This window comes from Pseudonocardia sp. DSM 110487 (assembly GCF_019468565.1).
Taxonomy (GTDB): Bacteria; Actinomycetota; Actinomycetes; order Mycobacteriales; family Pseudonocardiaceae; genus Pseudonocardia.
The window spans coordinates 9,786,501-9,802,866 of the sequence record NZ_CP080521.1 but is presented as its reverse complement, the minus strand read 5'-3'; the positions used below and the strand labels follow the sequence as shown (position 1 = coordinate 9,802,866).

Below are 16,366 nucleotides of genomic sequence, written 5' to 3'. Positions count from 1 at the left end.
TCGAGAACTTGTCCGTGCGTCGCTACGGCCGGAGTCGTTCAGACGCTCCTAACCCACTGAGGCCAGGTCACTCGGCTCGTCCCGCGAAGGGGCAGGTGCGGCGGGCCCGGTCTCGCGCTCGCCGTCCAGCAGCGGGCAGTCCAGCCACCGCTCCGGGATGCCGAAGCTGTCGACGAGGGTGCGGGCGTGCGGGCGCAGCCGCCCGCAGAGCGCGTTGACGGCCTGCGTCACGGCCTTGGCGCGGCCCGACGTCAGGTAGGAGTGCTCGATGAAGAACGCTCGGTCGTTCTCGATCACCGTCAGCGCGTAGAGCCGCAGTACGTCGCCGAGAAGGTTGCGCACGCCCGCGTCGCCTGTCCGGTCGACGGCGGCGGCGAACGAGTCGAACAGGATCCGGTCGACGTGGGCGCGGGCGGCGACGAGCAGGTGGTCCTGGGCGCCGTTGAAGATCCCGAACTGGTCGGCGCCCGGCGCGAGTGCCTTGCGCATCCGCTGCGCCGCGTTCGTGAGCAGGTGCTGCTCGCGTTCGACGAGCAGCCACCGCTGGTACGCGCGGTCCCGAATGTCGCCGCGGCGCAGGATCGCGCGCAGGCCGGTGCGCTCGGCCACGGAGCCTGCCACGAGGTCGGCCGCGAACCGGGCCTTGCCCGCCATGTCGAGCCGGGCGACGCGGCGGCCGTAGTCGGACAGCAGCGTCTTGGCGACGAGCTGCAACAGCACGGTGTTGTCGCCCTCGAACGTGGTGAACACGTCGGTGTCGGCCTTGAGCGTCGGCAGCAGGTTGGCGGCGAGGTAGCCGGCACCGCCGCACGCCTCCCGGCAGGTCTGGATGGTGGCCGTGGCGTGCCATGTGGCCACGGCCTTGATGCCCGCGGCGCGGGTCTCCAGGTCGCGCTGGCGCCACTCGTCGCCCTCGGCGCCCGGGGCCTGGAGGTCGTGCATGTCCGACACCAGGTCGCTCTGCGCGAAGTTCAGCGCGTAGGTGGTGGCGAGCGCGGGCAGGAGCTTGCGCTGGTGCACGAGGTAGTCGAGGACCACGACCTCCTCGCCGGTGGAGGGGTCGGCGAACTGCCGCCGGACGGCGCCGTAGCGGATCGCCAGCGCGAGCGCCTTCTGCGTGGCGGTGCCCGCACCGCCCGCCACGCTGATCCGGCCGCGGACGAGCGTGCCGAGCATCGTGAAGAACCGGCGGGTCTCGTTCGCGATCGAGCTGTTGTACGTGCCGTCCTCGGCCACGTCGCCGAACCGGTTGAGCAGCGCCTCGCGCGGCACGCGCACGTGGTCGAACATCAGCCGGCCGTTGTCGACGCCGTTGAGGCCCGCCTTCCGGCCGCAGTCGCCGATGGTGACGCCGGGCATCGGGGCGCCGGACTCGTCCCGGATCGGCACGAGCAGCGCGTGCACGCCCTGCGGCTGCCCCTGCGTGATCAGCTGTGCGAAGACCACGGCCATCCGGCCATCCCGGGCGGCGTTGCCGATGTAGTCCTTGCGGGCGTCCACGTCCGGCGTGTGGATCTCGAACTCCTGGGTGGCCGGGTCGTAGGTGGCCGTGGTGCGCAGGTGCTGGACGTCGGAGCCGTGGCCGGTCTCGGTCATCGCGAAGCAGCCGAGGAGCTCGCCGTCCATGATCTGCCGCAGGTACTCGTCGTGGTGACGCGAAGTGCCGAGCACCTGCACCGCGCCGCCGAACAATCCCCACTGCACACCGGCCTTGACCAGCAATGACAGGTCGCCGTAGCCGAGCATCGCGAACGCGGTGACCACGCCGCCGACGTCGCCCTCGCCGCCGTACACCGGGTCGAACCCCTGCCGGGGCCGTCCCGTGCTCGCGAGGTGGCGCAGGTTCTCGGTGGTGAGGGCGCGGTACTCCTCGGTGGAGAGGTTCGGGTCGGGGTTGAACGCGAGCTCGTCCATCTGGGCGCGGATCTCGTCGCGGACCCGCGCCCACCTCCCGTCGAGGACGCCCTGCAGGGCGTGCCGGTCGACCGTCATGACGTCTCCTCCTCGGTGCGGGCGACCACCCCGGACAGCCCCGCCCACGCGAGGGCGGTGAGGTGATCGGCCAGCTGGTCCCTGGTCATACCCGCCGGACGGGCGATCCAGTTGTCCGCCGCCGAACGGACCATCCCCACCACTCCGTGGCCCCACGGCACGGCGGGGCCGGGATCGGAGCCCGCGTCGGTGAGCTGTTCGGCGATGACCTCCGCGACCTGGTCGCCGATCAGCGAGACCAGGTCGGCGACCAGGTCGGCGTCGGCAAGCGGCCGGTGCATCACGAACCGGTACACCTGCGGGTCGTGCTCGATCAGGCGTAGGTATGCCGCGATGGCGGCCGCGGTCTTCGCGCGGGGGCCGGCTGCGCCGTCCATCGCCGCGCGCACCTGTCCGAGCAGCACCTCGGCCACCCGTTCGCAGACCGCGACGTAGAGCTGGTTGCGATCGGCGAAGTGCCGGTAGACGGCGGTCTTGCTCGTGCGGGCCGCGGCGGCCACGTCGTCCATCCCGGCGCCTGCGCCGTGGGCGCGGATGGCGGCGATGGCGGCATCGGTGAGCTCGGCACGCCGAGTGCGCCGGTGGTCGTCCCACCGGCTGGCCCGCCGATCCCGTACCGACTGCACGAAACTCACAGTACCGGGTACTTTAGGTACCGGCTACTCGTGGGTAGGAGACCGACATGCCGGAGACCCGGAGGAAGGCCGCCGTGATCGGCGGCAACCGCATCCCGTTCGCCCGCGCGAACGGCGCGTACGTCCGCGCGTCCAACCTCGACATGCTCACCGCGACGCTCGACGGCCTCGCGGCGCGCTTCGGCCTTGCCGGGCAGCGGCTCGGCGAGGTGGCAGGGGGCGCGGTGCTCAAGCACAGCCGCGACCGCGACCTCACCCGTGAGGCCGTGCTCGGCAGCACGCTCTCGCCGTACACGCCCGCCTACGACGTGCAGCAGGCCTGCGGCACCGGGCTGGAGACCGTCGTCCTCGTCGCCAACAAGATCGCCCTCGGGCAGGTCGACAGCGGGATCGCCGCCGGCGTCGACACGGCGAGCGACGCGCCGATCGCCCTGAACGACGATCTGCGCCGCGTGCTCATGGCGCTGAACGCCGCGAAGACCCTCGGGGCGCGCATCGCCGCGCTGCGCGGGCTGCGCCCCGGCCAGATCGTGCCGGACATCCCGCGCAACGCCGAGCCACGCACCGGGCTCTCGATGGGCGAGCACGCGGCGATCACCGCCCAGGAATGGCAGGTCGGCCGCGAGGAGCAGGACGAGCTCGCCGTCGCGAGCCACCGCAACCTCGCCGCGGCCTACGACCGCGGCTTCTTCGACGACCTGGTCACGCCCTACCTCGGCCTCACCCGCGACCAGAACCTGCGCGCCGACACCTCTGTGGAGAAGCTCGTGAAGCTGAAGCCGGTGTTCGGTCGCGGGGACGCCGCGACGATGACGGCCGGCAACTCCACCCCGCTCACCGACGGCGCATCCGCGGTGCTGCTCGGTTCCGACGAGTGGGCCGCCGAGCACCGTCTGCCGGTGCTCGCGCACGTCGTCGACGCCGAGACCGCCGCCGTCGACTTCGTGCACGGTCAGGACGGGTTGCTCACCGCGCCCGTGTACGCGGTGCCTCGACTGCTCGAGCGCAACGGCCTCACGCTGCAGGACTTCGACTTCTACGAGATCCACGAGGCGTTCGCGTCCACCGTGCTCGCCACCCTCAAGGCTTGGGAGGACCCGGCGTTCGCGAAGGAGCGGCTCGGCCTCGACGCCCCGCTCGGGTCGATCGACCGGTCGAAGCTCAACGTCGCGGGCTCGTCGCTCGCCACCGGCCACCCGTTCGCGGCAACCGGTGGGCGGATCGTCGCGACCCTGGCAAAGCTGCTGCAGGAGAAGGGCGCCCCGGCCCGCGGGCTGATCAGCATCTGCGCGGCGGGCGGGCAGGGCGTCGTCGCGATCCTGGAGGCGGCCTGATGAAGGACACCCCGATGAAGGACACACTGCGCGACCTGTCGCAGAACCGGTTCGTCCAGCGGCTCGGGGTGCCGCGCATCCCGGTGCTGCGCCGCTACGAGCCAGGGCGGCCGCTGCTCGACGGGCCCGCACTGGTCGCCGCCGTGGGCAAGGGCGGGATCGCGGACGACGTCCGCGCCCTGCTCGCCGACGCCGGGGTGGCAGAAGCGGGCGAGGAGGGCAAGGTGGCCGCGGCCGTCCTCGACGCCACGGCTGTGCGCACCCTCGACGACCTGGCCACCGCCCAGCAGTTCCTCACGCCCGCGGTGCGTCGGCTTGCCCCGTCCGGACGGCTGCTGCTGCTCGGTCCGGCCGCCGACGCCGAGGACGCTGAGGCCGCGGCCGTGGCACAGGCGTTCGAAGGGCTGGTCCGCTCGGCGGGCAAGGAAGTGCGGGCAGGGGCCACGGCCAACCTGCTCGTCGTGGCGCCCGACGCAGGCGTCGACGCGCTCGCCTCCTCGCTGCGGTTCTTCCTGTCCGCCCGCTCGGCGTTCGTCTCCGGGCAGGTCGTCCGGGTCGCGGCGCCGGTCGGCCCTGTCGAGCCGGAAGATCCGGCGCGGCCGCTCGCCGGGCGGATCGCCGTCGTCACGGGCGCCGCGAGGGGCATCGGCGAGGCCATCGCCGACACCCTGCACCGCGACGGCGCCACGATCGTGGCGGTGGACGTCCCGGCCGCGGGCGACGCGCTGGCCCGGGTCGCCAACCGCACCGGCGGCACCGCGTTGCAGCTCGACATCACCGCGTCCGACGCGCCCGAACGGCTGCTCGCGCATCTGCGCGATCGGCACGGCCGCGTCGACGTGGTGGTGCACAACGCCGGCATCACCCGCGACAAGCTGCTCGCCAACATGGACGCCGACCGCTGGAACGCCGTTCTCGCGGTCAACCTGCGCTCCCAGCTCGCGATCAACGGCGCGCTGCTCGCGGACGCCGGCCTGCTCGGTGACAGTGCGCGGATCGTCTGCATCTCCTCGATGAGCGGGATCGCCGGCAACCGCGGGCAGACGAACTACGCGGCGAGCAAGGCGGGCGTGATCGGGATGGTCCGCGCGCTCGCCCCTCGGCTCGCCGCGCGGGGGGCCACGATCAACGCGATCGCGCCGGGGTTCATCGAGACCGCGATGACGGCGAAGATGCCGCTCGCCACCCGGGAGGCGGGCAGGCGGGTCAACAGCCTGCGTCAGGGCGGGCTGCCCGTCGACGTCGCCGAGGCGGTGGGCTGGCTCGGCCAGGCCGCGTCGGCAGGCGTCACGGGCCAGGTGGTGCGGGTCGACGGCCAGAACATGCTGGGGGCCTGATGGCGGGCCTCGGCACCCTCTACGTCAAAGCCGCGCTCGGTGCGGTCGGTCCGCGCGGGCACACGCTGCCCGACACCGCGATCGTCAGGGATGTCTCCGTCGATCGCGACCACCTCGCGGAGTACGCGCACGTGTGCGGCTTCCCCGTCGCCGACGCCCTCCCGGTCACCTACCCGCACGTGCTGGCGTTCCCGCTGCAGGTGGAGCTGATGGCGCGGCGGTCTTTCCCGTTGCCGTTGCCCGGGCTCGTGCACGTCCGGAACCGGATCACGGCGCACCGGGCCATCGACGCCGCGGAGCGGCTCGCCGTCCGCGTGCACGCCGAGGGGCTGCGGGCGCACCCGAAGGGTGCGCAGGTGGACCTCGTCGCCGAGATCGACGCTGCGGGCGAAGTGGTGTGGGAGGGCCGAAGCACCTATCTCGCCCGCGGCGCCACCGCACCCGATGGCGCTCCCGACCCGGCCGAGCCGGCCGGGATCGACGACGCCACAGCGGTCGCCACCTGGCGCGTCGACTCCGGCACCGGCCGCCGCTACGCCCGCGTGAGCGGGGACGTGAACCCCATACACCTGCACCCGTTGACGGCGAAGGCGTTCGGCTTCCCGCGGGCGATCGCGCACGGCATGTGGACCGCGGCGCGTGCCGTCGCCGCGCTCCAGGGTCGGCTGCCATCGGGCATGGGCTACGACGTGGCGTTCGGCAAGCCGCTGTTGCTCCCCTCCACGGTGGAACTGCGCACGCGAGCGGAAGGCGACGCGTGGGCGGTGGAGGTCCGAGGCCGCAAGGCCTCCCACCTGAAGGCACGTATCACCCGGCCCTGATTCCGACGAACGGCGGAAACGGGGAGGTTCCTCCGATCGGCCTAGACTCGTTGCTCATGACGCGCAGCAGGCGAGTCCGGCGGTGGGTCATCGACTGGCCCGCCCGGATCGCGCTGGCCGTCGTCGTCTTGGTGGCGAACGTCGTCGGGGCCGTCGTCGTCTTCGTGCTGGCGGCATGGGTGCTGCCGGAGGGCCCGCTCGGGGATCCGGGTCTGGTCCGCACCGAGAACGTCGTCGCCTTCGGGCTGTACCTGCTGGTGTCCTTGCCGATGGGGTTGTGGTGGGGCGGAAGGCGGTTCCGGCTGCGCCGGGGCGAGCCGGACGCCGAGCAGCGGCGGGAGCGCCGGATGGTGCTCTACGGACCGCTGCGGCTCGTCACGGTGCAGGGCGTCCTGTGGGCGGCGGCCGTCCCGGTGTTCGTGCTGCTCAACCTGCGCTACTCGGTGCGGCTCGCCGTGGCGGTCGGCGACACGATCCTGCTCGGCGGGATCACGACGTGCGCGCTGGGATACCTGCTCAGCGAGCGGATCCTGCGACGCACCGCCGCGCGCGTGCTGGCCACGCACCCCCCGCTGCCCCGGCGCGGGTTGCCCGGGATCGTGGTGCGGTCGCTGCTGTTCTGGGCGCTGGGCACCGGCGTGCCGGTGGTCGGGCTGATGATCGCCGCCATCGCAGCGCTCGTGCACGGGGACGTGCCGGCCGGCCGCCTCGCCGTGATCATGCTGGCCGTCGGCGGCACCGCGCTCGCGGCGGGTCTGCTCGTGACGGTCGGCGCGGCCCGAGCGGTTGCCGACCCGGTCAACGCGGTGCGACGCGCGATGCGCCGCGTCGAGCGCGGGAAGCTCGACACGAGCGTCACGGTGTACGACGGCACCGAGCTCGGACAGCTGCAGTCCGGCTTCAACACGATGGTCGCCGGGCTGCGCGAGCGGGAGCGGATCCACGACCTGTTCGGCAGGCACGTCGGCCGGGACGTGGCGCGCGCGGCGGCCGCGGCCGGTGAGGTCCGGCTCGGCGGCGAGGTGCGCCGGGTCGGCGTGCTGTTCGTCGACCTGGTCGGGTCGACGTCGCTCACGGCCGAACAACCACCGGAGGAGGTCGTCGGCCTGCTCAACCGCTTCTTCGCGGTCGTCGTCGAGGTGGTCGAGGAGCACGACGGCTGGATCAACAAGTTCGAGGGTGACGCCGCACTCGCCGTCTTCGGAGCGCCGGTGGCGGGGATCGACCCGGCAGGCTGCGCGCTCGCGGCCGGACGCGTGCTGGCGACCCGCCTCGCCGCGGAGCTGCCCGACGTCACCGCGGGCATCGGGATCTCGGCAGGGGACGCCGTGGCGGGCAACGTCGGCGACGTGCGCCGCTACGAGTACACCGTGATCGGCGACCCGGTGAACGAGGCCGCCCGGCTCACCGACCTGGCCAAGACCGTGGCCGGCCGGGTCCTCGCCTCTGCCGACGCCGTGGCCATGGCCCTCGAGGACGAGGCGGCGCGGTGGGAGCTCGGTGACGCCACCGTGCTCCGCGGCCGCACCACCCCCACCCGCCTGGCCACCCCGAAGGAGCACGCCCCGCGGCAGCCGGACAGAGCGGCAGCTGCCGGCACCCGCTGACGGCCTTGAGCGGGGTGTGGCGGCTCACTCTGCCCCGCAGCTCGATGTCCGAAAATCGCGTGGTCGCCGCCGGGGGCGCAGCTAGCGTCGATGGCATGTCCAGCGCCGCCGTCCGCCCCGTTGTACCTGCCTCTCGCTACCGCTGGGGTGCGCTGGTTGCCGTCGGGATCACGGTGCTCGCGTGGGCGTCGGCGTTCGTGGCGATCCGCGCCGTCGGGGCCCACTACGAGCCCGGCCCGCTGACGCTGGGCCGGCTGCTCATCGGGTCATTGGCACTCGGCGCGGGTCTGCTGGTCATGCGCCGCTGGGTGTGGCCGACGCGCCGGGAGTGGGCGCTGATCGTCCTGTGCGGGATCTCGTGGTTCGGGATCTACAACATCGCCCTCAACGCCGCCGAGCAGCGCATCGACGCAGGCACAACGGCGATGCTGGTGAACGTCGGTCCGATCCTCATCGCGCTGTTCGCCGGGTTGCTGCTGGGCGAGGGCTTCCCGCGCTGGCTGGTGATCGGCGCGCTCGTCGCGTTCAGCGGCGCGGTCCTCGTCGGCGCGGCCACCTCGAACGCGGCGGAGTCCGACCTGCTCGGCGTGGTGCTCAGCCTCGTCGCGGCCGTCACGTACGCGGTCGGCGTGCTCGCCCAGAAGCCGGTGCTGCGCAGGTTGCCAGGGCTGCAGGTCACATGGCTCGCCTGCACGACGGCGGCGATCGCCTGCGTGCCGTTCACACCCGGCCTGCTCACCGAGCTGGCGACCGCCCCGGGTGCGGCGACGGCCGGGCTCGTCTACCTCGGCGTGGTGCCCACCGCCCTCGCCTTCAGCACGTGGGCCTACGCGCTCGCGCGGATGGACGCCGGCCGGCTCGGCGTGAGCACGTACCTGGTGCCGCCGGTCACGATCCTCATGTCCGCAGCCCTGCTCGGCGAGGTGCCCCCACTCCTCGCGATCGCGGGCGGCGCCGTCTGCTTGCTGGGCGTCGGGCTGTCCCGCCGTCGCTAGTGCCGGGCCCGCCGTGCACACCTCCGCGCCACCGCGCACACGTCCTGCCATGTGCACGGTGGCCGCTTGCTGTGCACGGTCAGCGCTTGCCCGCGAAGAACTTCCCGATGTCCGTCGCCAGTCGCTCCGCGTCCACCATCGCCACCATGTGGCTCGCGGCCTCGAGGCCCGACCAGTGCGTGATCTCGTTGTTCCGCTCGGCGATCCGCCGGAACACCTCCGGGCCGCCGTGGGAGACCCCGGTCGGCACCACCGCCTGGTCGATCGGCATCCCGGCAGCGCCGTCGTAATAGGTCCAGGACGACGAGCCGCCGGTGCCGGTGAGCCAGTACAGCGACGCGGTGGTGAGCAGTTGGTCGCGGTCGAGGTGCGGCAGCAGCGCGTCTGTTCCGGTGGGCCAGCGGTCGAACTCGGCGAGCCGCTCCACCAGGTAGGCCAGCTGCGCGACGGGCGAGTCGAGCCAGCCGTAGGCAAGGGTCTGTGGCCGGCTCGCGAGGTAGGGCGCGTAGCCGCTGCCGCCGGAGAACAGCGAGGCCAGATGCTCCAGCCCGGCGCGGTCCTCGTCGGTCAGGCCCTCGAGCTCGGAGGGGTCGCCGGTCGGGATCCCGACACCTGCGGTCATGTGCACCCCGACGAGGTGCTCGGCGTCGACGAGCGCCAGCTGCGGCGACACGAGGGCGCCCGCGTCGTTGCCGTGCGCCCCGTACCGCTCGTAGCCCAGCCGCGCCATCAGCTCCGCCCAGGTCCGTGCGACGCGCTCCGCCGTCCACGGCCGCTCGTCAGCGGGCTCGGGAAACGTCGAGAACCCGAATCCCGGCAGCGACGGCGCCACCACGTCGAAACCGCTCTCGGTGAGTGGGCCGATCAGCTGCAGGAACTCGGCCACCGAGTTCGGCCAGCTGTGGGTGATCACCAGCGGGAGAGCGTCGGGCCGGGGCGAACGGACGTGCAGGAAGTGGATCTGTTGGCCGTCGATCTCGATCAGGAACTGCGGGAACTCGTTCAGCCGCGCCTCCTGAGCGCGCCAATCGAAGCCGGTGCGCCAGTACTCGGCGAGCTCCCGCAGCTGCGCGACCGGCACGCCGCGGCCCCAGCCACCGGGGAGCTGCCGGGGCCAGCGGGTGCGGGCGAGCCGGTCGGTGAGGTCGTCCAGGTCGGCCTGCGGGACGTCGACGCGGAAGGGGCGGATCTCGTCGCTCATGGCAGTGACACTAGGAGCGATGTAGGTCAGCTCCTGTCACAGATTGCGGATTCGGTAGTCCTCGTCCTCCGCGTCCGTGATCAGCATGTGCCCCGGGGCGTGCGAGATCGCGAGCGGCGGCTTCGACTCGACGACCGCGGCCTGCGGGGTGACCCCGCAGCCCCAGAACACGGGCACGTCCCCCGGCTCGAGCCGCACGGGGTCGCCGTAGTCGGGGGCGTCGAGGTCGCGGATGCCGAGCTCGCGCGGATCGCCGACGTGCACCGGCGCGCCGTGCACCGCTGGGTAGGCCGCCGTGACGCGCACGGCGGTCTCGACGAGGGCCCGCGGCACCGGCCGCATCGACACCACCATCGGCCCGCCGATCGCACCGGCCGGTCGGCAGCGCACCGACGTCCGGTACATCGGCACGTTGACGTCCTGCTCGACGTGCCGGATCGGCACGCCGGCCGCGCCGAGTGCACGCTCGAACGTGAAGCTGCAGCCGATGAGGAAGCCGACGAGGTCGTCCCGCCACCGGTCGAGAACGTCGGTGGGTTCTTCGGTCAGCTCGCCGTCGACGTAGACGCGGTAGCGCGGGACGTCGGTGCGGATGTCGCCTGCGAGCAGCGGGCCGGAGACCGAACCCGCCTCCAGCACGTCGAGCACCGGGCACGGCTGTGGGTTGCGCTGGGCGAACAGCAGGAAGTCCCACGCGACGTCCTTCGGCACCGCGATCAGGTTGGCCTGGGTGTACCCGTCGCACCAGCCTGCGGTCGGCGTGACGAGGCCGGCCCGGAACCGGGCGCGCGCGCCCGCCGGCGTCTCCGTGTGGTTCTGCGGACTCACGGGCTCTCCTTCCACGGAGGCGGGACGAGGACGAACCGCACCGGCTGGCCGGGGCGGACCTGCGCGGCCCTGTCGACGTCGGCGTCGAGGACGACGGCGGCCACCGGGTAGCCGCCGGTGACGGGGTGGTCGGCGAGGAACAGCACCGGTTCACCGCCGGGCGGCACCTGTACCGAGCCGCGGACGATGCCCTCGCTGGGCAGCTCCCCCGACCCGGCGCGCTCGATGGGGTCGCCCTCGAGCCGCATGCCGACGCGGTCGCTGCGGCTGGACGCCGTCCATGTGGTGCGGGCGAGCGCGCCGACGTCGGTGAAGAACTCGGCGCGTGGTCCCGGGACGGCCCTGAGCACGACCTCGTCGCCCGCGGGAACAGCGACCGGCGCGACGTCGACCAGTGGCAGCTCGTCGGGCTCCGCCCCGATCGGGAGCATCGTCCCCGGTGTCAGCTTGTCGGGTCCGAGCCCGGACAGGACGTCGGTGCTGCGAGACCCGAGCACGGGTTCCACCGCGAGGCCGCCGCGCACCGCGACGTACGTGCGCAGGCCGGTGGGCGGCACTCCCAGGCGCAGCACATGGCCGGGCCGCAGCACGACCAGTGCGTGGTGCCCGACCGGCGTGCCATCGACGTCGGCCGGCGCGGGGGCCCCCGACAGCGCCACCGTGAGCAGGCCGTGGGCGCGCACGGCGAGCCCGCCGAACACGACCTCGATGCCCGCCGCGCCCTCCGGGTTGGCGACGAGCCGGTTGGCAAGTCGCAGCGCCGCGCGGTCGGCCGCACCCGAGCGCCCGACCCCCGTCGCGGCGAGTCCCGCCCGGCCGAGGTCCTCCACCAGCGCGAGCGCGCCGGTGGCGAGCACCTCCAGCTTGCGGGTCATGACAACGCCTTAAACACGACCGTGCACCCGGGTTGTAGTAGCGCACCGCGGTCGATGTTCCACAGCTCCGCGTCGGTGTGGCCGATCAGCTGCCAGCCTCCTGGCGACGAGCGCGGGTAGACGCCGCTGAACTCACCGGCCAGCCCCACCGCCCCGGCCGGTACCGAGGTGCGCGACTCGCTCCGGCGGGCGACCTCGAGCCGGGGATCACCACCCACCAGGTACGCGAACCCGGGGGCGAACCCACCGAACGCGGCCCGCCACGGCGTGCCGGTGTGCGCCGCGACGACGCCGTCGGCGCCGAGGCCGGTGAGCTCGCCGACCTCATCGAGGTCGGGCCCGTCGTAGACGACCTCGATCTCCACCCGCTCCCCGTCCGGCGGTGCCACGCCCGGTTCGACGTCGAGGCCCAGCACCGCGCGCCGGACCTCGGTGAGGTCGGTGCCCGGCTCGACGCAGAGCATCACCGTGCGCGCCGCCGGGACGACGTCGAGGACGCCGGCAGGCGGTGCCGCGCGCACGGCGTCGGCGAGCGCGAGCACCTCGGGCAACCCGTCGACCTCGACGAGCAGCCCGGTGTCCCCGCACGGGAGCAGCCTCACCCCGGCCCCTCCGCGAACGCTCGCAGCTCCACGCCCGCGGCTTCCAGCCCGGCGCGCACCGCCTCGGCCATCGCGACCGCACCGGGGGAGTCGCCGTGGACGCACGCGGAGTCGGCGTGGACGTCCACATCGGTGCCGTCCACGGCGGTGACCTTGCCGTCGGTGACCATCCGCAGCACGCGCGCGGTGACCTCCGCCGGGTCGTGCAGCAGGGCGCCCGGCTGGGAGCGCGGCACCAGGGTGGCCTGGGGCGTATAGCCCCGGTCGACGAAGAACTCCCGCACCGTGCGCAGCCCGGCCTCCTCGGCCGCGGTGAGGAAGACCGAGCCGGGCAGCCCGAGCACCGGGAGGTCCGGGTCGTAGGCGCGGACGGCGGCCACGACCGCGGCCGCCTGCGCCTCGTGGTGCACGATGGTGTTGTAGAGCGCTCCGTGCGGCTTCACGTACGTCACGCGCGTACCCGCCGCCCGGCAGATCCCGTCGAGCGCCCCGATCTGGTACACGATGTCGTCGGTCAGCTCGGTCGGCGCCACGTCGATGAACCGCCTGCCGAACCCCGCCAGATCGCGGTACCCGACCTGTGCCCCGACCGCGACCCCGCGCTGCGCGGCCAGGCCACAGGTCCGCCGGAGAGTCGTCGGGTCGCCCGCGTGGAAGCCGCATGCGACGTTGGCGGAGGTGACGAGCGCGAGCATCGCCGCGTCGTCCCCCAGCTCCCACCGGCCGAACGACTCTCCGACGTCCGAGTTCAGATCCACCACGCTCATGCGAACAGCTTGCCCAGTCCCGAGAGGGACGAGTAGCCCATGTAGAGGGTGAGCAACCATGCGGCGACGCCGATGCCGAGCAGCCAGGCCGGGTACTTGTAGCCGCCCAGCAGGTCACGTCGACGCCACGCCACCCACAGCACCACCGTGAAGCCGATCGGCAGGATCAGCCCGTTGAACGCGCCCGCGAACACCAGCAGCGCGGCCGGTGCGGCGCCCAGCAGCACGTAGATCACGGCCGAGAGGGCGATGAAGCCGATCGTGAGCAGGTTGCGCGTGCGCTCGCTCGTCGTGGAGCGGGTCAGGAACGAGACCGAGGTGTAGGCCGCTCCGATGACGGAGGTGATGGCCGCTGCCCACAGGATGATGCCGAACAGCCGGAGCCCGACCTCACCCGCGGCGGCCTGGAAGGCGCTACCCGCCGGGTTGTCCTTCGCCAGGGCCACCCCGCCCGCCACCACGCCGAGCACCGCGAGGAACAGCACCACGCGCATGATCCCGGTGATGATGATGCCGATGACCGAGCTCTTGGCGATCTCGCTCGCGTGCTCGGGCCCGGTCATGCCGGAGTCGAGCAGCCGGTGCGCGCCCGCGTAGGTGATGTACCCGCCGACGGTGCCGCCGATCAGGGTGGTGATGACCAGGAAGTCCACCTGGTCCGGCAGCACGAAGCTGCGCAGGGCCTCGCCGACCGGCGGCTGCGAGACGATCGCGACGTAGGTCGTCATGATGATCATCAGCGCGCCCAGCACGACAACGATCCGGTCGAGCGCGACGCCTGCCTTCTTGCTGAGGAAGATGGCGATCGCGATCACCGCGGAGATCACCCCGCCGATGCGGGCGTCGACGCCGAGCATGGCGTTGACGCCGAGCCCGGTGCCGCCGACGTTGCCGATGTTGAACACCAGCCCGCCGATCACGACGAGTGCCGCCAGCACCCACCCGACGCCAGGCAGGATCTTGTTGCCCAGCTCGTGCCCCCGCTGACCGGACACGCCGATCACGCGCCAGACGTTCAGCTGGACCGCGATGTCCACCAGGATCGACGCCAGGATCGCGAACGCGAACGCCGCGCCGAGCTGCGCGGTGAAGGTGGCGGTCTGCGTGATGAAGCCCGGGCCGATGGCGCTCGTGGCCATCAGGAACATCGCGCCGAGCACGGCGCTGCGGCGCGACGCAGCGCCGGTCGCGGTCGCCTGCGTCCCGGTCATCGTCCGCCCTCGCTGACGCTCGGGCGACCGCTTCGCGGACGCGCTGTGCTGTTGATTCGCTCGCTCCGCAAGCTCCGCTCGCTCATCGCCGGCTCCCTCTGGATGGGTGACCCGCGGCACACCACCGCTGGTTAGCTGGGAGCGTAAGGATTGTTCAACGATCCGGCAATACTCTCAGGCTACCTTCTTGTTACGCCCCTGTGAGCTGGGCGGCGATCTGGGAAACCTCCCCTGTACAGCGGAGGCGGCTCGGGCGGACACTGTGCGCGACCGCGCTGGACACGCGGTACGGGTGTGCCCGCCCGGCCCGATGCGCGGTCAGGGCCGTCGACCGATCCCCCCTCCTCGGTCGACGGCCCGCCCCGCTCACGTCGCGGGCGGACAGAACCCGTTCGCGAAGAGCCCGAGAACGGTCTCGCTCGTGCCTTCCGGGGACCGGAGCGGGTTGTAGGAGAGGGTGAGCCTGCGGCCACCGTCAGGGGACGCCATCGCGTAGGTGATGAACCCGAGCAGCTCGCCGCCGTGACCGAGCACCGTCGTGCCGCACGGCAGGTCGTACTGCTGCAGGCCGAGCCCGTACCGGAACATCTGGCCGGTCTCGACCGTGTCGCGCATGGCGGTGAGTGCAGCCCCGCTGGTGAGCTCGCCGCCGAGGAGGGCTGAGAAGAAGCGGTCGAGGTCGCTCGCCGTCGAGATCATCTCGCCCGCCGCCCAGTCCAGCGAGGGGTTCATCTCCGTCGCGTCGACGAGCGTGCCTCCGATCTCTGTGTAGCCGTGCGCGTGCGGCTCGGGGACGGTCGGGTCGGTTCCCGGCACCGTCGTCTGGTTGAGTCGCAGCGGCCGGATGATCCGCTCGGTGACGGCGTCGCCGTAGGGCTTTCCGGTCAGCTTCACGACGAGTAGCCCTGCGACGACGTAGTTGGTGTTCGAGTAGTGCCATCCCTGCCCCGGCGGGAAGTACGGCGGCCGGGCGAACGCGACGTCGAGCAGCTCTCGGGGGCGGTAGGTGCGAAACCTCGCCCCGTCCCGCCACCGGTTCGTGGACCAGTCCCTTTCGTGCGCGTAGTCGTAGATCCCGCTGGTGTGATTCAGGAGCTGTCGAACGGTGATGGTCTCGCCGTCCGGTACGACGCCCGGCAGGTGGCCGGCGATCGGGTCGTCGAGCGCGAGCCGGCCCTCGTCGGCGAGCTGCAGGACCACGGTGGCGACGAACGTCTTCGTGACGCTGCCGATCCGGAACCGGACGGAGGTGCTCACGGGAACGGTCGACGCGAGCTCCTCCGTCCCGGCTCCCGCGGCCCACTCGTGCTCCCCTTCGCGGATGCGGAGCGTTGCGGCTGACGCCGCCTGCTTCTCGACGAGGTTGTCGAGGCCCGCCTGCAGGGCGAAACGCGGGAAGGGGTCGGGGGCCAGGTGCGAGCACGCCGAGATGATCACAGCGGTGCCGGCGACCGCCAGCCGGATGAGTACGCGGTTCGATCTCACGACCGTGACGCTAGGAACGGCGAGTCCCGCGGCCCATGAGGCGATCGGCGGAGCTCCACTGTGGTTTTCCGCAGGGTGTGATCAGGGCAGTGCGCGCAGCGCCGCCATGGCCATCCCTCTCAGCAGCGCCGCGGCCTCCGGGGTGCGCCCGGCGTGCGGGGTGGAGTTGAGGAGCCCGAACGTGCCGTGAGCCGCGGTGCGGGCCTCGTCCGCAGGCAGACCGGGGTGTGCCCGCCGCAGGGCGTCCACCCAGATCTCGACGTAGGTGCGCTGCAGCCGCCGCACCTTCCTGCGGTCCGGCGCGGGCAGGTTCGCGAGGTCGCGGTCCTGCACGACGATCAGTTCCGGTTCGCGCTGGGCGAAGTCGGCGTGGAAGTCCACGAGGGCGGCGAGCAGCTGGTGCGGGTCGGCGGTCTGCGCCGCGCGGGCCTGCCCACCGGCGAGTAGGTGCTCGCTTATCCCGACGAGCAGTTCCGAGAGCAGGGCCTCCTTGCCCGGGAAGTGCCGGTAGAGCGCGGGGCCGCTGATGCCGACCGCGGCGCCGAGGTCGGAGATGCTGACGCCGTGGAATCCGTGCCGGGCGAAGAGCTGTGCGGCCACGGTGCGGATCTGCTCGCGCCTGCTGCCTGCAGGGGGCGTGGCGGGCGTGGCCATGCGCCGTAGCTAACCACGGGTT

The 16,366-nt window shown here is 72.7% G+C and carries 15 protein-coding genes; 5 read left to right on the top strand and 10 right to left on the bottom strand.

Annotated features, from left to right (window positions below):
* Nucleotides 1–48 precede the first annotated feature (48 nt).
* Together K1T35_RS45890 and K1T35_RS45885 are read right to left on the bottom strand one after the other, a co-directional pair.
* Nucleotides 49–1,992, bottom strand: a complete 1,944-nt coding sequence (locus K1T35_RS45890; RefSeq protein WP_220257897.1) for an acyl-CoA dehydrogenase — start codon at nt 1,990–1,992, stop codon at nt 49–51.
* Nucleotides 1,989–2,618: a TetR family transcriptional regulator gene (locus K1T35_RS45885; RefSeq protein WP_220257896.1), complete on the bottom strand. Its 630-nt coding sequence runs from the start codon at nt 2,616–2,618 to the stop codon at nt 1,989–1,991. Before K1T35_RS45885 ends, K1T35_RS45890 begins: the two co-directional genes overlap by 4 nt.
* Before the next feature lie 56 nt (nt 2,619–2,674).
* Between K1T35_RS45885 and K1T35_RS45880 the strand changes: the two genes are divergently transcribed.
* The 5 genes from K1T35_RS45880 to K1T35_RS45860 all read left to right on the top strand — a co-directional run bounded on the left by K1T35_RS45880 (nt 2,675) and on the right by K1T35_RS45860 (nt 8,721).
* Complete coding sequence (locus K1T35_RS45880) at nt 2,675–3,961, top strand: acetyl-CoA C-acetyltransferase (protein ID WP_220257895.1); 1,287 nt, start codon at nt 2,675–2,677, stop codon at nt 3,959–3,961.
* A 14-nt stretch (nt 3,962–3,975) separates the two neighbouring features.
* Nucleotides 3,976–5,298 (top strand): 3-oxoacyl-ACP reductase, encoded by a 1,323-nt coding sequence (locus K1T35_RS45875; RefSeq protein WP_255621378.1) that lies wholly within the window; start codon nt 3,976–3,978, stop codon nt 5,296–5,298.
* Entirely contained in the window at nt 5,298–6,119 is an 822-nt protein-coding gene (locus K1T35_RS45870; protein WP_220257893.1) for a MaoC family dehydratase, read from the top strand. Before K1T35_RS45875 ends, K1T35_RS45870 begins: the two co-directional genes overlap by 1 nt.
* Before the next feature lie 56 nt (nt 6,120–6,175).
* On the top strand, nt 6,176–7,726 hold the full coding sequence (locus K1T35_RS45865) for an adenylate/guanylate cyclase domain-containing protein (RefSeq protein ID WP_220257892.1): 1,551 nt from the start codon (nt 6,176–6,178) through the stop codon (nt 7,724–7,726).
* Nucleotides 7,727–7,821: 95 nt separating this feature from the next.
* Entirely contained in the window at nt 7,822–8,721 is a 900-nt protein-coding gene (locus tag K1T35_RS45860) for a DMT family transporter (protein ID WP_220257891.1), read from the top strand.
* Between the two features lie 79 nt (nt 8,722–8,800).
* Here the strand turns inward: K1T35_RS45860 and K1T35_RS45855 are convergent, their stop codons facing one another.
* From K1T35_RS45855 to K1T35_RS45820, 8 genes are all read right to left on the bottom strand, one after another.
* Nucleotides 8,801–9,922: an epoxide hydrolase family protein gene (locus K1T35_RS45855; protein WP_220257890.1), complete on the bottom strand. Its 1,122-nt coding sequence runs from the start codon at nt 9,920–9,922 to the stop codon at nt 8,801–8,803.
* Nucleotides 9,923–9,958: 36 nt separating this feature from the next.
* On the bottom strand, nt 9,959–10,750 hold the full coding sequence (locus tag K1T35_RS45850) for a putative hydro-lyase (protein ID WP_220257889.1): 792 nt from the start codon (nt 10,748–10,750) through the stop codon (nt 9,959–9,961).
* A complete protein-coding gene (locus K1T35_RS45845) occupies nt 10,747–11,625 on the bottom strand; it encodes a biotin-dependent carboxyltransferase family protein (RefSeq protein WP_220257888.1) in 879 nt (292 codons plus the stop codon). Before K1T35_RS45845 ends, K1T35_RS45850 begins: the two co-directional genes overlap by 4 nt.
* Nucleotides 11,622–12,227, bottom strand: coding sequence for an allophanate hydrolase subunit 1 (locus K1T35_RS45840; protein ID WP_220257887.1), 606 nt, complete (start codon nt 12,225–12,227; stop codon nt 11,622–11,624). Before K1T35_RS45840 ends, K1T35_RS45845 begins: the two co-directional genes overlap by 4 nt.
* A complete protein-coding gene (locus K1T35_RS45835) occupies nt 12,224–12,994 on the bottom strand; it encodes a LamB/YcsF family protein (protein ID WP_220257886.1) in 771 nt (256 codons plus the stop codon). The genes K1T35_RS45840 and K1T35_RS45835 overlap by 4 nt, the downstream gene beginning before the upstream one ends.
* Nucleotides 12,991–14,205, bottom strand: coding sequence for an NRAMP family divalent metal transporter (locus K1T35_RS45830; RefSeq protein WP_220257885.1), 1,215 nt, complete (start codon nt 14,203–14,205; stop codon nt 12,991–12,993). Before K1T35_RS45830 ends, K1T35_RS45835 begins: the two co-directional genes overlap by 4 nt.
* Nucleotides 14,206–14,571: 366 nt before the next feature.
* The gene (locus K1T35_RS45825) at nt 14,572–15,690 is read right to left on the bottom strand and encodes a serine hydrolase (protein WP_255621377.1); all 1,119 of its coding nucleotides are present in this window, start codon (nt 15,688–15,690) and stop codon (nt 14,572–14,574) included.
* Between the two features lie 81 nt (nt 15,691–15,771).
* Nucleotides 15,772–16,344, bottom strand: a complete 573-nt coding sequence (locus K1T35_RS45820) for a TetR/AcrR family transcriptional regulator (RefSeq protein ID WP_220257884.1) — start codon at nt 16,342–16,344, stop codon at nt 15,772–15,774.
* Nucleotides 16,345–16,366: the final 22 nt, after the last annotated feature.

What these genes read in the sequence shown, in the direction of transcription:
- K1T35_RS45835 (WP_220257886.1), bottom strand. Translation starts at nt 12,994, where the DNA reads ATGAGCGTGGTGGATCTGAACTCGGACGTCGGAGAGTCGTTCGGCCGG.
- K1T35_RS45830 (WP_220257885.1), bottom strand. Translation starts at nt 14,205, where the DNA reads ATGACCGGGACGCAGGCGACCGCGACCGGCGCTGCGTCGCGCCGCAGC.
- K1T35_RS45890 (WP_220257897.1), bottom strand. Translation starts at nt 1,992, where the DNA reads ATGACGGTCGACCGGCACGCCCTGCAGGGCGTCCTCGACGGGAGGTGG.
- K1T35_RS45845 (WP_220257888.1), bottom strand. Translation starts at nt 11,625, where the DNA reads ATGACCCGCAAGCTGGAGGTGCTCGCCACCGGCGCGCTCGCGCTGGTG.
- K1T35_RS45880 (WP_220257895.1), top strand. Translation starts at nt 2,675, where the DNA reads ATGCCGGAGACCCGGAGGAAGGCCGCCGTGATCGGCGGCAACCGCATC.
- K1T35_RS45820 (WP_220257884.1), bottom strand. Translation starts at nt 16,344, where the DNA reads ATGGCCACGCCCGCCACGCCCCCTGCAGGCAGCAGGCGCGAGCAGATC.
- K1T35_RS45870 (WP_220257893.1), top strand. Translation starts at nt 5,298, where the DNA reads ATGGCGGGCCTCGGCACCCTCTACGTCAAAGCCGCGCTCGGTGCGGTC.
- K1T35_RS45875 (WP_255621378.1), top strand. Translation starts at nt 3,976, where the DNA reads ATGAAGGACACACTGCGCGACCTGTCGCAGAACCGGTTCGTCCAGCGG.
- K1T35_RS45855 (WP_220257890.1), bottom strand. Translation starts at nt 9,922, where the DNA reads ATGAGCGACGAGATCCGCCCCTTCCGCGTCGACGTCCCGCAGGCCGAC.
- K1T35_RS45860 (WP_220257891.1), top strand. Translation starts at nt 7,822, where the DNA reads ATGTCCAGCGCCGCCGTCCGCCCCGTTGTACCTGCCTCTCGCTACCGC.
- K1T35_RS45865 (WP_220257892.1), top strand. Translation starts at nt 6,176, where the DNA reads ATGACGCGCAGCAGGCGAGTCCGGCGGTGGGTCATCGACTGGCCCGCC.